The following is a 15,298-nucleotide window of genomic DNA, read 5'->3' as shown; positions in this document are numbered from 1 at the left end:
AACCTGCCAGCCCGGCATGGTTAAAACCCAAAACTTTCGGCATTATTGCCGATCACTGTGCCCGCGACTCCCACAAGGCTTTCCGACGATGCAATGTTCAAGGCTTCCCCAAGCCGATTTAACCGCAATGATTGAAGGTGCCAAAATCCTCGAAAAGGACAGCTACGGCGCTAAAGTCTACCTGCTGACCGACGGGAATATCCTCAAACTGTTTCGTCGCAAGCGTTTGTTTTCGTCTGCGTTGTTTCGCCCTTACTCCAAACGGTTCATCGACAACGCAGCGCAACTGCAACAGCGTGGCATTCCTACGCTGACCGTACTGGCGTTCTACCAACTGCAGGCGCCCGGCATGACGGCCGTGTTGTATCGCCCGCTGCCGGGGGAAACGCTGCGCCAGATTTCCAGCCAGGACGGTTTTGACTGGAACACGAACCTCGACCCGCTGGTGGCGCTTATTCGCCGCCTGCATGACGCGGGGATCTACTTCCGGTCGCTGCATCTGGGCAATATCGTGGTCACGCCAGACAACCAAATGGGCCTGATCGACGTGGCCGACATGCGCTTTCTGCGCGCGCCCCTGAAGCCGGAACTGGCGCGGCGCAACCTGCAGCATTTCGCCCGCTATATTGCGCGCGAGAAGCTGAACGAGCGCTTTCCAATGCACGCACTGGAACAAGCGCTGCTAGCGGCATGAGAACAAGCGCTGAGTGGTTTGCGTGAAGTCGTCCCACGCTTGCTCCGGCGCCAGCGCCCGCCATTGACTCTCGACCACCGCCTCGCCGGACGCCGAAAAAGCGCGCCCCATGAGGTTGCGCCAGGCAGCGACATCGTCTGCCGGGGCGTACCAGCCGGCGTCGCCCAACTGCTCGCGGAACACTGCCAGCTCGCTGGTCAGCACAGGCACGCCGGCCATCACCGCTTCTTGCAGAATCAGCCCAAGCCCTTCTTCCGTTGACGGTATCGCGACCCAGTCAAACGCCCGGTAAAGGGTCGCCGCTTCAGGCAGGTGCCCCGGCAGGGAAACCTTGCCCTGCAAGCCAAGGGCCTCGATACGCGCTTCAAGCGCTTCGCGCGCCGGCCCTTCGCCGATGATCACCAGGCGCGCGTCGGGTTTGTCGGCCGACACGCTGGCAAACGCCTCCAGCAAACAGGCAAACCCCTTGCCGTCCACCAGACGACCGACTGCGCCCAACACCGGCGCGCCGCTCAACGGTAAATTCAGGTGGGTTCGCGCTTGCTCACGGGACAGCGCCGTGGCACGGAACACAGCCGGATCGAAAGCGCTGCGCAGCACCGCCACCGGACGTTGCAGGTAACGCTCCAGAGACGCGGCGAGCGTTTGCGAGACAGCAGTGAGCGTCAGTTGCGAGTCCGCGAACTGCTCAAAGAGTGTTTGATCGGCTTTGCGCAAGCGCGTAGCGCCATGAAAGATCACCACGGCGCGCACGTGCGGCAATTGCTTGAGCACCGGCAACAGCACCCGCGCCACGCCGATGCCATCGAGCAGCACCACTTGCAGATCCTCAGGCAACGCCTTCTGAAAGCGCGCACGCATCCAGGGCATCAGCAACTTCCACAGGTGCCGCCCTTTGAGCCTGGCGGAAGAGAGGTTCCATTCAACGGCCTGTTCAACCAGACCATCGTCGCCGGCGCTGCCTTGCAGCAACCAGGTGTGGATCGGTACACGGGTGTCGGCACGTGACAGTATTTGCTGATGAACCTTCTGCACCGAGGCGAATGCAGACCCACCGGCCCACATGATGTTAAGAATACTCATCGAAAAAACCTTATGCGGCGTTGGTGTGGCTCGTCGTCATTACCGATGGATCAACCAACCGATACCCACTCCCAGGATCAGCATGACCACTAACTTGATCCGCTCTCGCCGCTTGCGTCGCGCCTTGGTCAAGCGCTCTTCCGCTGTCGCAACATGCAAACCGAAACCGGTGTGCAACACCGCGTCGCCTTCCAGGGTCACGGCAGCCAGATTCAACTGTGCGTAACGCTTGGAAAGCCCCTTCTCGCCCCCGAACCCTGCATAGGGCGCGCACAGCCGATATTCCTTGACCCGCCGCAGGCCCGGGTTCAACGAGAACCCCTGCCACTCGGGCTTGTCGGATAGCAGCGGATAACACGGCACGCCGCCGATCACCTCGCGCGGCCCCAAATGGATATAGGGGCTGTGCACCTGCAGGTCGTACACATAATTGCGCAGCCAGACCTGCAGAATATCGGGGCGCTGCTCCAGCACCGTCTTGGAGTCTTCGACGAACCCAGGTCGATAAAACGCCCAATCATCTTCGCAATGAAATATGTAGGGGGTTTTGACCGACTCGTAGGCCAGGTCGATGGATGCCAATTGTCCCAGCTTCGGACGGTTGATCAAGAACGTGCAATGACTGAGCCAGTGCTCGGGGACCGCATGGCGTACCGCGTCATCCCCTGAGTCTTCGGTAATGAAGACTTCGCGGATGTCCGCCGTATTGAACAGATCGAAGCTCTCGAGTGTGCGTTTCAACAAATCGAAGCGACCGCAACTGGTCACCACGAGCGTTATGTCGCTTTGATCGGAGAATTGCATTCAAGCCTCGATAATATCATGTAGCCATCATTTATGACTACCTGGTCGCCATTAGACGCCCAGTTTCAGGCGCCACCTTTCCAGCAGATTCAACGGTGCACGGGCCCGCAGGGGAGGCTCGAGGGCCTCGACAATGCGTTGGCCGATGCGGGCAAAACTGAACTGACTGACCGCAAGTGCCTGCCCGTTACGCGCAATGTCTGCGGCCAGTTGAGGGTTGGCGCGCAGCTCGGCAAGCTTTTGCTGCAACTGCGGGATATCGCTGTAGAACACGACATTGACCCTGTCCTTGAAGCCAAGCGCCGCGTTCTCCGCCGCGCCCTGATCGAACGCCAACAGCACGCAGCCGCAGGCCATGGCTTCGAAGTTCTTGATCATGTACTCGCCCATGCCCACATCGGCACTGACGAAAAAACGAATCCGGTTGAGGGTCGCACAATATTCCTCACCAGATTTGGTGCGCGTGACCACCAAAGGTTCAACTTGCGCCAACTCATCGAGCAACGCCTTGCGGCCACTATAGGCCACGCTGTTGGTGCTGCCGACGAACGCCAGCTCGATATCACGCTCGCGCCCCTGAGCCTCAAGCAGCGCCTGATCGTAGCCCTTGGGCACGAACACAGCGTCGAAGCCTTCGGCACGCAGGCGCTCGGTGACCATGTAGCCCGAGCTGATCACCCGCGCCCACGGCAGGCGCCGGTAGTGCGCGCTGAACTTGCCGGTGTATTTGCACGGGATGTAGTTCTGGTAGGCGTCATGCTCGAGGATCACCAGATTGGGGATCGTGCGAATGAAGCTGGCCTGGCGGATTTCCTGCTTGAAGCGCAGGAAGAACACGATACGGTCATACCGCGTTACGTCCACCTCGCGCCGGAAGTAACCGCGCAGGTTGCGCTGCTCGTCACTGCTCAGCCAGCGGGTGTCGCACTCGCAGTGTTCGGCAATGCTTTCGTACAGGCGATCCAGAATGGCGCGCTGTTCTTTCTGGACCAGAAACAAAACTTTCATGACTTTCCCTTTCACAGACGCGCTCACAGAGGCGCTCACAATCGCCAGAACAACTCATGCCGTCGCACGGCCTTGCGGAAAAATTCGTTCTCGCCATAAGGCGAACGCGAGCGCCCCGCCAATATTCGCTGCAGCCATCGCCGCACACGACGCTTGAGCGGCGCCGCAGGTTGCAGGTCATGCATCATGCCCAGCGCCATGGCCTTGTCGCGCTGCTGCGCCAACGACAGCGGCAGGCTGCACGGGTGCAGCTCAAGGGTGTCGTCGAACTGCGGCGGCAAGGCGATGCCGGTACCGGAGTCGCCCATAGGCCAGCGGTCGTTGTCATGCAGGTGGTTGGCGTAGCCCAACACGCTCGTCGGCTGCCACTCCAACCCTGCCAACGCCTCCATCACGGCCTGCTGCGCGCAGATGTGATCAGGATGCGGGTCGAGCACCGGATGGGGCAATACGATTACTTCGGGGCGTGCCGTCAGCAGCAGTTGGCGCAAATCGGCCAGCAGGTTATTCCAGGTCGGCGAACCGTCCCGGTCCGCCGGCAACGGGAAGGCATTGAACTGGCGAAACAGGCGCACATCCCCAAGCTCCGCTTCGCGCGATGCCACCGGTTGATCCGGTGTGGCACGCATCGCCGGCAATTGCAGGCAGAAGTACCCCAACTGCACACATTGCGCCTCGGGCACCCCGGCCCAGCGCGGCACGGCGATGCTGTCCCAGGCTCGCAGGCGGCCCTTGAGCCGCGCGGCTTCGGCCGGGGCCAGGCCCATGTGCTGATAATGCTCGGCTTCGATTTCACCGGCGGTGAGCGTCACGATCCAGGGTGTGTGTGCCTGGCTGTACAGACCAAACGCAGCCAGCTCGGCATCGTCGGCATGGGGCGCAATCACCATCACGCGTTGCGCCGCATAATCGGGGTTATCCCACGCCCACAGCCGGGGCACGCCCTGTACAGCGCAAAAGCGCCCGCGCACACGCAGCTCGCCGGCCGCGATGACGGACGCCAAACCACTGAGATTGAGATAGCGCACGCCGCTCACACCGCGCTCAAATGCCTGTCGGTCCGGGCTTTCGCCGCCCAGGATCGCCACCACAGGATCAAAAAAGCGGCCCAGCCACGTGCTCTTGACCCTGACCGCCAGCACCAGGGTCGCAGCGCTGTCCAAGGGTTGATCAACCCGCAGCAGCCCGGCATCCAGGCGCACCCCCGCCACCTCGGCATCCGCCGCAAAACGGTAGCGATAGTCTTCGCCAGGGGCATAGAACAGATGGTCGGCAAACCACGCCTCATGGGCGACCCACGCCAGCGCACCAAGCACCAGCGGCAACCACCAGGCGACCCAGACCCCGATCACCACCAGCAGCGCCAAGCCGATCAGCACGCCCACGCGCTTGTTACGCCGGTGACGCTTGAGCAACTGTTGTTTGCGGCTCATACGGTCACTACCGGCACAGGGTTACACCAACGGTCCTTGTACTCACGGTCGGCACGCCCGAACGAAAACCGCAGCGGCTTGCCGACTTCGCGCGCCTGCTCCCAGGCGCTCTGGGTATTGAGAAAACTCAACACACTGCCTGGGCTGAACGCGCGGGTTTGAGGGTCCACGCCGCCATTGACGTACTCCACGCTGATCCACTCGGGCGACTCGACCCGGTACACCAACTGCACCGCGATGGGTGCATCGTTGAGAAAGATCACCGAGCCGATCAACCATTCACGCAACAGCTCGATCACCTCGGCCATACGCTCGGCACCGGTGGCCGCAAAGCCCCAACGGCGCAGGAACAGATCGCAGTAAATCGCCGCCAGCTCCGAACTGGAAAACTCGCTCACTGGCCGCACGACGCCACCAGCCTCTTCGAGCAAGCGCAATTCGCGGCGCTGGTTGTAGCGAAACTTCTTCGACAGTTCTTCCGGTGTGCGGGCCATGGCCAACTGCTCGGCCTGGGGTTTGAGACCGCTGAAACGGCCTTCATTCAATGTCGACAGGTAGCGTGCGCGATGGCGCAGCGGCGCCTGGGCGTTGGCGGCGGCCGGCAGGATCAACTCGGCATTCCCCAAGTCGAACAAGCCCTTTTTACCGCGCTGTTTAAGCACATCCTTGGACAACGCCAGGTCGCGCCCCCAGGTGGCGATGCACGCCTGCAGTTCACCGCCCTGCTCCCAGGCCAGGTAACGCACCGGGATATCGGCCAGCCCGGCCAGACGTTCGATCACCTGAGGATGGGTCGCGACGCTGCCGCCAAAACGCTGCCAGGCGTCGCTGTAGACAGGCGCGTCAACGACGGACCAGCCCCGCTCGCGCCAGCCTTGGAATCGATTGAGCATCAAGCCCCCGCGGTCAGTTCAATAACGTGCGGCAGTTGCCAGAAGGTATCGCGTACCGTCTGATCCGAGAAACGCGTGCGCAGGCGTTCCAGCATCATCTCGGCACACTGCCGTCGCTGGTGCTGGTCCATCGCCGCCAGATGCCGCAGCCCCTGAGCGAGGTGTTCGGCGTCGCCGAACGGAAACAGGATACCTACGCCTTCGACCACTTCCCGCGCACCGCCACAGGCCGTGGCCAACAACGGCACACCGGCCGCCATGGCTTCAAGCAGCACCATGCCGAACGGCTCGTGGTCGGAGCTCAGGGCAAACACATCGAACGCGCGGAAATACCGACGCGCATCCGGCACCTGGCCGAGGAACAGCACCTTGTCGGCGATCCCCAGTTCACGCGCCTGGTCCTTGAGCGCCTGCTCCAGGCGCCCGGTGCCGAGAATCGCCAGGCGGCTTTCGGCCGGCAAATCCGGCAGCGCCAGGGCAAACCCCTTGAGCAACGTGGCCTGGTCCTTGTCCGGGTGCAGGCGGCCGACATTGCCGACCACCCACCCATCCGGCGACAAGCCCAAGGCATCGCGCGCCTCGTCCACCGGCACCTGGACGGCCTGCAACGCGTCCACGTAAATGCGGTTATACAAGGTCTGGATTCGCGCGGCGGGCCAGGCCGGCAGACAGCGGCGCATGTCGTCACGCACCGCGTCGGACACCCCCAGCAAGCTCAAGCGTTTGCGAAAAATCCCGGCAAACAGCTTGCGACTGCCGCGCTGGTAATCGCCAAAAGCGTGATGCACACCGATCACCGGCAAGCGCGTGCCAAGCAAGGCGATGTAGATCGGCTTGAAGCGGTGAGCAATACAGAAACTGAAGTTGCGTGACGCAGCGATCCTGCGCAGTTCACGGATGGCGCCCAACTTCAGGCCACGAATGGCCTTAGAGCTGAATTCCATGAACAACACTTCGTCGGACGCACACCCGGCGGCCACTTGCGGGTCGGCGACCCCGGTGAGAAACACCGTGGTCACCTTGTAGCCTGTGCCGGCGAACAAACTGGCGTACTGCCGCGCGCAATCGAGGAACGGCCCGTCATAGCCGTGGCAGAACTGCAGGACGTGGCGGTCAGCCGAGCGCGTCATAAGGGTCCACGCCGTCTTTGACGACCAGGATGTCTTCCATGATCAGGTACTGCAGGTCGGAGCCGAAAAACATGTTCAGCGCGTCGGTCGGCGAGCAGATCATTGCTTCGCCACGACGGTTGAGCGAGGTGTTCAGGGACACGCCGTTGCCGGTCAGCACTTCAAGCTCTTTCATCATGTCGTAGTAGCGCGGGTTGTATTCGCGCTTGAGCACCTGGGCGCGGGAGGTGCCATCTTCATGGACCACTTCCGGTACGCGGGTTTTCCACTCTTCCGACACTTCAAATGTGAAGGTCATGAACGGCGCCGGATGATCGACCTTGATCATTTGCGGGGCGACGGTGTCGAGCATCGACGGGCAGAAAGGCCTCCAGCGCTCGCGGAACTTGATCTGGTGGTTGATGCGGTCAGCCACGCCGGTCGCACTTGGGCAACCGATGATGGAACGGCCGCCCAACGCACGTGGGCCAAACTCCATGCGCCCCTGGAACCAGGCCACCGGGTTGCCGTCGACCATGATCTTGGCGATGCGCTTGGGCATGTTTTCGATCTTGCGCCAGTTCGGCTTGCTCTCGTGCCTGGCGCACGCGGCGATCACGTCTTCGTTGCTGTAGGACGGGCCGAGGTAGACGTGTTCCATCTTCTCCACCGGCACCCCACGGGCGTGGGATACGTAGGCAGCCGCACCCACGGCGGTGCCGGCATCGCCGGACGCGGGCTGCACGAACAGCTCTTTCACGTCGTCGCGGGCAATGATCTTCTGGTTCAGCTTGACGTTCAGCGCGCAGCCGCCGGCAAAGGCGAGCTTGCCGGTGTCCTTGAGGATGTCGCCCAGGTAGTGGTCGATCATCTGCAGGGCCAGCTTCTCGAACAGCGCCTGCATGCTGGCGGCGTAGTGGATGTAAGGTTCGTCGGCGATATCGCCTTCACGCTTGGGACCCAGCCACTCGATCAGTTTCGGTGAGAAGTAGAAGCCCTTGCCTTTCTCTTTGTAGCGGCGCAGGCCGATGACGTTGGCGTAGTCGGTGTTGATCACCAGCTCGCCGTTCTCAAAGGAAGCCAGGCGCGAGAAATCATATTTGCTGGCATCGCCATACGGCGCCATGCCCATGACCTTGAACTCGCCGTCAAGCATCTCGAAACCGAGGAACTCGGTGATCGCGCCGTACAGGCCGCCGAGGGAGTCCGGGTCGTAGAATTCTTTGATTTTGTGAATCTTGCCGTTTTCGCCGTAGCCGAAGAACGTGGTGGCGTACTCACCTTTACCGTCGATGCCGAGGATCGCGGTTTTTTCCTGGAAGCCCGAGCAGTGGTAGGCGCTGGAGGCGTGGGCCAGGTGGTGTTCAACCGGCTCGATCTTGATTTTCTTCGGATCGAAGCCCAGTTGCTCCAGGCACCAGACGATCTTGTTGCGGTAGCGCTTGTAGCGACGGTTGCCCATCAGGATCGCGTCGAGTGCACGGTCCGGGGCATACCAGTAACGCTTGGCGTAGTGCCAGCGCGCCTCGCCGAACAGGCTGATCGGGGCGAACGGAATCGCCACCACGTCAACGTCCGAAGGTTTGATACCGGCTTGTTCCAGGCAGAACTTCGCCGATTCGTAGGGCATGCGGTTCTTTGCATGTTTGTCGCGTACGAAGCGCTCTTCTTCGGCGGCCGCGATCAGCTTGCCGTCGATATACAGGGCTGCGGAAGGATCATGGCTAAGGGCGCCGGACAGGCCAAGAATCGTCAATGCCACTGGGGTCTAGCCTCTTTTAGTCTGCATGCAGGCGGGGGGCGCCTGAAAAAAGTGTGTTTCCCGCGCGGGCAGGAAACAGCTAAAGGGCGGGATTATAGCGTAAAAGAGGGGGAAAGCTGTTAGCGCAAGGGACTAGCGAAGTTCAAGGCTGCCCTCGACATTTTGCTGGTAGACCGTGTAGGGCAGGACCAGCGTATCCAGAACACCCGAGAGCGGAACATCGATAAACGCCCACGGAACGCTGTTCAACCACAGCCCGCTTCCGGAATTGGGCGGCGCATGCAGTGCGCAAAGGCCGTAGGCCACGCCACTGTAGATACGCGGAACAGACTGGCAGTAGGTTTTTTTCGCCTTCAGGGACTGGACCGTGGCGCGGTCCTCCTGAAACACCGTGGTCACGGTACCGCAACCACCCGCGGCCGAAAAACCTCCGATCAAGGCCAATAGTCCGAGCATTTGTTTGGTTTTCATCGTCGTCTCTTCAGAAAACTGAAAAGCTATCACCCTGCTCGGCCGACGATTGACGCCCAAAGCCCAAGCGCCTGTAGGAGTCGTCTTATTCATCAACGCAAGGAGCGAGCCGATGAGTACGCGCGCTCGATCACACCTGGGTGGGCAAGCGCTCATCAATCACTTTGTACAATGCACTTTCTTGCGGCCAGTTGCGCATGAACCGCGCCCGGTCCTTGGCATACGCCGCAGCAAAACTGGCGGCCGAGCTGTGTTGGCACATCGCATCCAGGTCGATCAGCGTCCAGCGGCCCTCGTGCCAGAACAGATTGTGGCCTTTGAAGTCGCCATGACTGATGCGCTCGCGGATCAACTCGGCAAACAGCTGATCCAGCGCCAGCAGTTCGCTTTCCGGCGCATCACCGTGCTCGACGCAGGGCGCGAAGCGCTCGATGATGTCCGGGCCCGGCAGGTATTCGGTGACCAGGTAGGCACGGCTGCGCAGCCAGAAAAAGCGCTTTTCCAACACGGCCAAAGGCTTCGGCGTGGCGATGCCGAGGAACGCCAGACGGTTGCCTTCACGCCACGAATGCCAGGCACGGCTCGGGCGCCAGAAGCGCTTGAGCCAATGGGCAAAACCCTTGATGTTGTAGCGCTTGATCACCAACGGCCGCCCGGCCACATCGACCTTGGCCACGCTGGCGGCACCGCCGGTTTTGTACAGATGGCCGCTGTCGAGCAACGCGTCAGCCTGCTGCAGCACCGGCAACATCGCCGCCTCTTCTTCGCGACGAATCGCGCGCAAGCCGAACGCGCCGCGCGCCACGCTGAACAGCGTGCATTCGCGACCGACCTTGTTCAAAAAGTCCTTCAAGCGCCACGCGCTGACCTTACGCACCTGTTTCTCCAGGGCTTGCAGCGGCAGGGCGTGTTCGCCGTTGCCGAGCAGGTAGTACACCAGCAACTCCTCGGTAAACGGCTCGAGGTTTTTGGGCAACTGCGCAAAAAACACACCGAGGTTCTCCAGCACCCGGTCACGCGACAGCGGCTTGCCCGCCTCTTCTACGCGGATGCCGGCCCCGTCGATCAAGTACAACTTGCCGTTCTGGCGCAGCAGGTTGTCCAGATGCAGGTCGTCCTGCCACAGGCCTTTGGTGTGCATCTGGGCAATGGCGCCCAGCGCTTCGGCGAGCACGGCAGTTTGTTCGTCGGCCAAGGGCGGCAAGCTTTCGACCGCATGCCAGGCATCGGCCAGGCTCTCAGCGCCCTCGATAAATTCGAACAGCAGCCAACCGCCCTCGCCTTCCTGCAACCCATCGGCCAGTAACAATGGCGTGGTCAGACCTTGTTCGGCCAACAGCCGCACGCCCGTGAGCTCACGCTGAAAATGCCGCGCAGCTTTGCCGCCCACCAGTAACTTGGCCAGCACCGGGCGCCCGCGCCAGACTGCGGCGCCCACGTAACGCTCGCCAGGCAGCACGCGCAACAGGCTCAGCAGTTGCAACTGACCGGGGCCGGCGGCGTCCGCCAGGTCAAGGGTCAACGGCAGACTCGGTGTGCGGCCGGCGTTTTTCAACTCGGACAAACGCATCAGCGGTTCTCCTTGTGGCTGCGCCGCGTCGTCAGGCGTTGCAGCCAGGTGGTGACCAGCGCACTGTCTTCCGGCTGATCGAGGTAGGCCGCCAACAGTTGACGCACCTGCGCATCCGACCACGGCCGTGCACGACGCAACAACGGCTCCAGGTCCTTGACCCGGTCACGCCAGCCGAACAGCAGCGGGCGGGTTTTCTCCAGGTCGATCAATTGCGCGGCGTAACCGTCACCGGTGGCCTGCAAAAAAATATGCTTGGGGTAAAAACAACCATGCACCTGGCCGACGCTGTGCAGGCGCCGCGCCAGTTGGCCGCAGGCCAGCAGGATTGCACGGTGCTGGGCGTCGCTCAGTTGCGGCCACTGTTCCAGCAATGAATCCAGGTCATTCCAGCCGTCCAGGGCGCGGGTCAACAGCATGGCGCGATGTTCACCCGCGACCTTGCGCTCGCCGTAGAACGCCGCCTGCAAGGCTGGGATACCCAGCTTGCGGTAGCGGCTGATATTGCGAAACTCGCGGGAAAAACTCGGCTCGCCCAGCGGCCGGTGCAGGCTGCGCGTCAGGTAATTGCTCTGGCGCTTGAGGTAATAACCGTGGCCGTCAAGCTCCAGGCGAAACACGCTGCTCCACCCCCCATGGCTGGTGTTCGGCTCGTCGACCGCGTCCAACTGCTTGGCCCACAACGCGTCAAATGTGGCGAGGCCGTGGCGCTCCAGCAACGCACGGTCTTCAGCCGCCAGGAAATCGCTCATTCACGCCCCTCGAAAAACTTCACTACGTGGCGAATACGCCGCTTGTCCGACTCACTCAGGTGCCGGCATCCACGGTACTGAATGTAGAAACGCAGGCGCTGGGTGGCCGACAGATGATACTTGGCCACCTTGTCCAGGCAGGCCAGGTCCTTGGTGATGCGGTACTTGAGCCAGAAGCCACGCCAGAAATCGCCGTTGGGGCAGTCGATCAGGTACAGGGTCGACTGGTCATCGACCAGCAAGTTGCGCCACTTCAAATCGTTATGGGTAAAGCGATGATCGTGCATCGTGCGCGTGTATTCGGCGAGCTGACGACTGATCACGTTGACCCACTTGGGGTCACGCAGGCGCGCATCGCGACGCTCGGCCAATACCGAGAGGTCTTCGGTGCGTGGCAGCTCGCGGGTGATCATCGCACCACGGTCGTAGGCCAGGCCATTGCGTTCCAGGCCCCAGGCCACTACGTCGGCAGTCGGGATGCCCCACTTGGCAAAGCGCTTGAGGTTCTGCCATTCGGACTTGACCCGCGGCTTGCCCAGGTAGCGCCGCAGGCCCTTGCCGGCACCGACGTAGCGCTTGACGTAATAGTTGACCCCACCGCGCTCGACCCGGATCACTTCCGACAACGGGTCGCGGGTCAGCCGCTCGCCTTGCAGGGCGAACACCGCTTCGAGGCTTCCAAAATCATCCGCCAGGGTGGAGTAGGCCGGTTCAAGGTTCCAGCCCGCCATCAGAGCGCATCCCCGTATCGCTGTTTACGTGCGTAAAGCTTGTCGGCCTTGCCTTGCAGCCACTGCAGCAACGCGGCCTTCTGGGCGAGGATCTGGCGCAGCGGCTGTTGGAAATAGCTTTTGAGGAAGCGCAGCTTGTCGCGACGGGTCAGGCCAATGTCCAGCGCCGAGAAATACAGGGCCGCCAGGTCCTTGTTGCGCCAACGCAGGCTGATCTTGTCGCGGGTCTGGGCGCGGTGCAGGTCGATCACCGACAGCTTGAAATTGTCGGCCGTCACCGGTGTGTCGGTGTGCAGCAGGAAGTGGCAGATGTAGCAGTCACGGTGATTGACTCCGCCACGGTGCATCATGCCGGTCATGCGCGCCACTTCGGCGATCAACGCGCGCTTGAGGCGCGGCTCGGGCGCCTGCTTGAGCCAGTCGATGCTGAAATCTTCCAGGCTCACCGTGGGCGCCAGTTCTTCGGTAATGATGAACGAGTGCTGGTCCGCCGGGTTACTGCCGCGCTCGCCATAGGCCACCGCCGTCATGGTCGGCACGCCCAATTGCTGCAAGCGCTGGATCGCCAGCCATTCCTGGCCCGCGCCGAGCACCGGCAGTTTGGCGGTGACCAGGTTTTTGACGATCTCCCCCCAGCCAATACCACGATGGATCTTCACAAAATAGCCACGGCCGTCCACCTCGGTACGCAAGGTGCGACGCGCTTCGAGTTCACGGTACACCTCGCCTTCCAGCCCCTCGACGGCGGCGAACGCATCACGCCCGGCCCAGAGGGTCTTGAACGGTTCGGCAAGCATCAACTTCATGGTTTTGGCTCCGCCAGAATCACATCCGCAGCGTGCTGCGGCATGCTGTAGAGGTCGGCCGTCTCAGCGAAGGCCAGCCCATTGCGGCCCCAGGCCGCGCGCTGTGCAGAATCGCTCAACATCCGCGCCAGGTTAGCGTTGAGCTGGGTTTGTTCAAACGGCTCATCCAGCACCAGGCCCGCATCGGCTTCGTCGATGTAATGGGCATAGCCACACACCGCCGAGACCAGCACCGGCAAGCCGGCCACCACTGCTTCCAGCAATACCGTACCGGTGTTTTCGTTGTAGGCCGGATGAATCAACACGTCGGCACCCAGCAGGAAACGCGGGATATCGCTGCGCCCCTTGAGGAACTGCACGTTATCGCCCAGGCCCAAAGTGGCGCTTTGCAATTGGAATACTTTGGGGTCGTCCTGGCCGATTACAAACAGGCGCGTGCGTTTCTTCAGTTCTGGCGGCAACGCGGCCAGGGCTTTGAGGCTGCGGTCGACGCCTTTGGTCTTGAAGCCAGAGCCGATTTGCACCAGCAGCAGTACGTCGTCAGCCAGGTTGAATTCCTTGCGGAACCCTTCGCGGATCTGGGCCGCATTCGGCGGCGCGCGACGGTCCTGGGCAATGCCCGGCGGCAGCAGGTGAAAACGCTCCAGCGGGGTGTCGTAATGCTTGATGAACAACGGCTGCTGCACTTCGGAGATCATCAGAATTTCGGTCTTGGCGTCTCTGGCGAACACCGCGCGTTCGTACTCGGCAAAGTGGCGGTAGCGGCCAAAACTGCGGTACAGCGAATGGCGCAGGTTTTGCGCCTTGTCTTCGAAGCAGCCGTCGGCGGCGTAGTACACGTCCAGGCCAGGCATTTTGTTGAAGCCGATCAGGCGATCCACCGGGCGCTTGGCCAGGTCGGAGTCCATCCAGGCGAGCAACTTTTCGTTGCGCCGATGATTGAAGAAAGCCTTGACCGGCGCTACCAACACTTCAAAGCCCGGCGGAATATCACCCTCCCAGATCAGCGTGTACACACGGATCTGATGGCCGCGCCGCTGGCACTCCAGGGCGATGCGCATGAAGTCACGCTGCAGGCCACCGAAGGGGAAGTATTTGTACAGAACAAAAGCCAGTTGCATCAGTGCAGCTCCTCCGCCAATAACAACGTGCTCAGTCGGCTGGCCACACGCTCAGGGTTCAAGCGCGTGAAGCACAGGGGCGATTCGCGCTTGATGTCGAACCGACGCAGGTCGTCGGCCGTCGGTTGATAGGTACAGTGCTTTTGCAGGCACGGCGCGCAGGGAAAGTCGCTGGCCAGGTGAATCTGGCCCTTGCCATAGGCGCCGGTCAGCCCCGGGTTGGTCGGGCCGAACAGGGAAATGGTCGGCACGTCCAACGCGGCGGCCAAGTGGCCAAGGCCTGTGTCCACCGCCACGCAGGCGCGGGCGCCGGCCAATACGCGGGCCACGCCAGCCAGGTTGAGCTTGGGCAGCACTTCGGCGTTGCTCAGGCCTTGAGCCAGGCGTTCGGCACGGGCCTTTTCAGCGGCATTGCCCCACGGCAACTTCACGTCCACGCCCAGGCGGCCCATGCGCTCGGCCAGCTCGCGCCAGTAGGCCTCGGGCCAGTGCTTGGTGTCCCAGGTGGTGCCGTGCAGCAGTAGCACAAACGGCTTTTTCGGCGGCAGGCCGAGCAGTTTGTCGGTGCTCAGGCCGTAGTCGCCCAGGCCTTTGGGCAAGTCGTAACCCAGGGCCACGGCGAACAACTGGCGCAGACGCTCCACGGCGTGCTGACCGCGGGCTACGGCAAGGCGTCGCGAGTAGAAGCGAGCCGCGATGGGTTCGCGAGCGGAGTTTTTATCGAAGCCGGCCACGGGTGCGCGCACGTAGCGGGTCAGCCAGGCGCTTTTGAACAGGCCCTGGGCATCGATCACCAGGTCATATTTGGTCGATTGCAGCTGCTGCTTGAAGCGCCGCCACTCGCCACTCTTGAGGGTCTGCCAGATGTTTTTGCGCCAGCGGCGGATCGCCACCGGGATGACTGTATCCACCGCCGGGTGCCAGGTAGGAATCTCGGCGAAGCCTTCTTCCACCACCCAGTCGAATTGAATACCGGGGATCGCCCGCGCCGCGTCGGTGAGTGCCGGCAACGCATGAATCACGTCGCCCAGGGATGAGGTCTTGATTACCAGTACCCGCAA

15 protein-coding genes are annotated in these 15,298 nt (G+C 61.9%); 1 reads left to right on the top strand and 14 read right to left on the bottom strand.

Annotated elements, in window-relative coordinates; translation table 11 throughout:
• Positions 1-127 precede the first annotated feature (127 nt).
• The gene (locus KZX66_RS05535; protein WP_248077328.1) at positions 128-694 is read left to right on the top strand and encodes a toluene tolerance protein; all 567 of its coding nucleotides are present in this window, start codon (positions 128-130) and stop codon (positions 692-694) included.
• Here the strand turns inward: KZX66_RS05535 and KZX66_RS05530 are convergent.
• The 14 genes from KZX66_RS05530 to waaC form a co-directional block, all read right to left on the bottom strand.
• Positions 683-1,777, bottom strand: a complete 1,095-nt coding sequence (locus KZX66_RS05530) for a glycosyltransferase (RefSeq protein WP_248077324.1) — start codon at positions 1,775-1,777, stop codon at positions 683-685. The two genes, KZX66_RS05535 and KZX66_RS05530, sit on opposite strands and share 12 nt — an antisense overlap.
• Positions 1,778-1,816: 39 nt before the next feature.
• Entirely contained in the window at positions 1,817-2,581 is a 765-nt protein-coding gene (locus KZX66_RS05525; protein WP_248077322.1) for a glycosyltransferase family 2 protein, read from the bottom strand.
• 51 nt (positions 2,582-2,632) lie between these two features.
• The gene (locus KZX66_RS05520) at positions 2,633-3,589 is read right to left on the bottom strand and encodes a glycosyltransferase (RefSeq protein ID WP_248077320.1); all 957 of its coding nucleotides are present in this window, start codon (positions 3,587-3,589) and stop codon (positions 2,633-2,635) included.
• 35 nt (positions 3,590-3,624) lie between these two features.
• Positions 3,625-5,022 (bottom strand): PIG-L family deacetylase, encoded by a 1,398-nt coding sequence (locus tag KZX66_RS05515; protein ID WP_248077317.1) that lies wholly within the window; start codon positions 5,020-5,022, stop codon positions 3,625-3,627.
• The gene (locus KZX66_RS05510) at positions 5,019-5,915 is read right to left on the bottom strand and encodes an antimicrobial resistance protein Mig-14 (protein WP_248077313.1); all 897 of its coding nucleotides are present in this window, start codon (positions 5,913-5,915) and stop codon (positions 5,019-5,021) included. Before KZX66_RS05510 ends, KZX66_RS05515 begins: the two co-directional genes overlap by 4 nt.
• Positions 5,915-7,045 carry a glycosyltransferase gene (locus tag KZX66_RS05505; RefSeq protein WP_248077310.1) on the bottom strand — a complete coding sequence of 377 codons (1,131 nt, stop codon included), beginning with the start codon at positions 7,043-7,045 and terminating at the stop codon, positions 5,915-5,917. Before KZX66_RS05505 ends, KZX66_RS05510 begins: the two co-directional genes overlap by 1 nt.
• The gene (locus KZX66_RS05500; RefSeq protein WP_248077308.1) at positions 7,029-8,786 is read right to left on the bottom strand and encodes a carbamoyltransferase; all 1,758 of its coding nucleotides are present in this window, start codon (positions 8,784-8,786) and stop codon (positions 7,029-7,031) included. The genes KZX66_RS05505 and KZX66_RS05500 overlap by 17 nt, the downstream gene beginning before the upstream one ends.
• A 132-nt stretch (positions 8,787-8,918) precedes the next feature.
• Positions 8,919-9,257 carry a YceK/YidQ family lipoprotein gene (locus tag KZX66_RS05495; protein ID WP_248077307.1) on the bottom strand — a complete coding sequence of 113 codons (339 nt, stop codon included), beginning with the start codon at positions 9,255-9,257 and terminating at the stop codon, positions 8,919-8,921.
• Between the two features lie 130 nt (positions 9,258-9,387).
• Positions 9,388-10,827, bottom strand: a complete 1,440-nt coding sequence (locus KZX66_RS05490; RefSeq protein WP_248077305.1) for a lipopolysaccharide kinase InaA family protein — start codon at positions 10,825-10,827, stop codon at positions 9,388-9,390.
• Positions 10,827-11,579, bottom strand: a complete 753-nt coding sequence (locus KZX66_RS05485) for a lipopolysaccharide kinase InaA family protein (protein ID WP_248077303.1) — start codon at positions 11,577-11,579, stop codon at positions 10,827-10,829. The genes KZX66_RS05490 and KZX66_RS05485 overlap by 1 nt, the downstream gene beginning before the upstream one ends.
• Positions 11,576-12,310, bottom strand: a complete 735-nt coding sequence (locus KZX66_RS05480) for a lipopolysaccharide kinase InaA family protein (RefSeq protein WP_248077301.1) — start codon at positions 12,308-12,310, stop codon at positions 11,576-11,578. Before KZX66_RS05480 ends, KZX66_RS05485 begins: the two co-directional genes overlap by 4 nt.
• Positions 12,310-13,116: a lipopolysaccharide core heptose(I) kinase RfaP gene (gene rfaP, locus KZX66_RS05475; RefSeq protein WP_248077299.1), complete on the bottom strand. Its 807-nt coding sequence runs from the start codon at positions 13,114-13,116 to the stop codon at positions 12,310-12,312. Before rfaP ends, KZX66_RS05480 begins: the two co-directional genes overlap by 1 nt.
• Positions 13,113-14,237 (bottom strand): glycosyltransferase family 4 protein, encoded by a 1,125-nt coding sequence (locus tag KZX66_RS05470; protein WP_248077296.1) that lies wholly within the window; start codon positions 14,235-14,237, stop codon positions 13,113-13,115. The genes rfaP and KZX66_RS05470 overlap by 4 nt, the downstream gene beginning before the upstream one ends.
• Complete coding sequence (gene waaC / locus KZX66_RS05465) at positions 14,237-15,298, bottom strand: lipopolysaccharide heptosyltransferase I (RefSeq protein ID WP_248077294.1); 1,062 nt, start codon at positions 15,296-15,298, stop codon at positions 14,237-14,239. The genes KZX66_RS05470 and waaC overlap by 1 nt, the downstream gene beginning before the upstream one ends.

Origin of the sequence: Pseudomonas sp. EYE_354, assembly GCF_023148575.1 — a bacterium.
GTDB lineage: Bacteria > Pseudomonadota > Gammaproteobacteria > Pseudomonadales > Pseudomonadaceae > Aquipseudomonas.
Note: the sequence above shows the minus strand (reverse complement) of the source record. Positions and strands in the feature narration are given on the sequence as shown.

What these genes read in the sequence shown, in the direction of transcription:
- KZX66_RS05505 (WP_248077310.1), bottom strand. Translation starts at nt 7,045, where the DNA reads ATGACGCGCTCGGCTGACCGCCACGTCCTGCAGTTCTGCCACGGCTAT.
- KZX66_RS05480 (WP_248077301.1), bottom strand. Translation starts at nt 12,310, where the DNA reads ATGGCGGGCTGGAACCTTGAACCGGCCTACTCCACCCTGGCGGATGAT.
- KZX66_RS05495 (WP_248077307.1), bottom strand. Translation starts at nt 9,257, where the DNA reads ATGAAAACCAAACAAATGCTCGGACTATTGGCCTTGATCGGAGGTTTT.
- KZX66_RS05490 (WP_248077305.1), bottom strand. Translation starts at nt 10,827, where the DNA reads ATGCGTTTGTCCGAGTTGAAAAACGCCGGCCGCACACCGAGTCTGCCG.
- rfaP (WP_248077299.1), bottom strand. Translation starts at nt 13,116, where the DNA reads ATGAAGTTGATGCTTGCCGAACCGTTCAAGACCCTCTGGGCCGGGCGT.
- KZX66_RS05470 (WP_248077296.1), bottom strand. Translation starts at nt 14,237, where the DNA reads ATGCAACTGGCTTTTGTTCTGTACAAATACTTCCCCTTCGGTGGCCTG.
- KZX66_RS05525 (WP_248077322.1), bottom strand. Translation starts at nt 2,581, where the DNA reads ATGCAATTCTCCGATCAAAGCGACATAACGCTCGTGGTGACCAGTTGC.
- KZX66_RS05535 (WP_248077328.1), top strand. Translation starts at nt 128, where the DNA reads ATGATTGAAGGTGCCAAAATCCTCGAAAAGGACAGCTACGGCGCTAAA.
- KZX66_RS05520 (WP_248077320.1), bottom strand. Translation starts at nt 3,589, where the DNA reads ATGAAAGTTTTGTTTCTGGTCCAGAAAGAACAGCGCGCCATTCTGGAT.
- KZX66_RS05510 (WP_248077313.1), bottom strand. Translation starts at nt 5,915, where the DNA reads ATGCTCAATCGATTCCAAGGCTGGCGCGAGCGGGGCTGGTCCGTCGTT.
- KZX66_RS05485 (WP_248077303.1), bottom strand. Translation starts at nt 11,579, where the DNA reads ATGAGCGATTTCCTGGCGGCTGAAGACCGTGCGTTGCTGGAGCGCCAC.
- KZX66_RS05530 (WP_248077324.1), bottom strand. Translation starts at nt 1,777, where the DNA reads ATGAGTATTCTTAACATCATGTGGGCCGGTGGGTCTGCATTCGCCTCG.
- KZX66_RS05515 (WP_248077317.1), bottom strand. Translation starts at nt 5,022, where the DNA reads ATGAGCCGCAAACAACAGTTGCTCAAGCGTCACCGGCGTAACAAGCGC.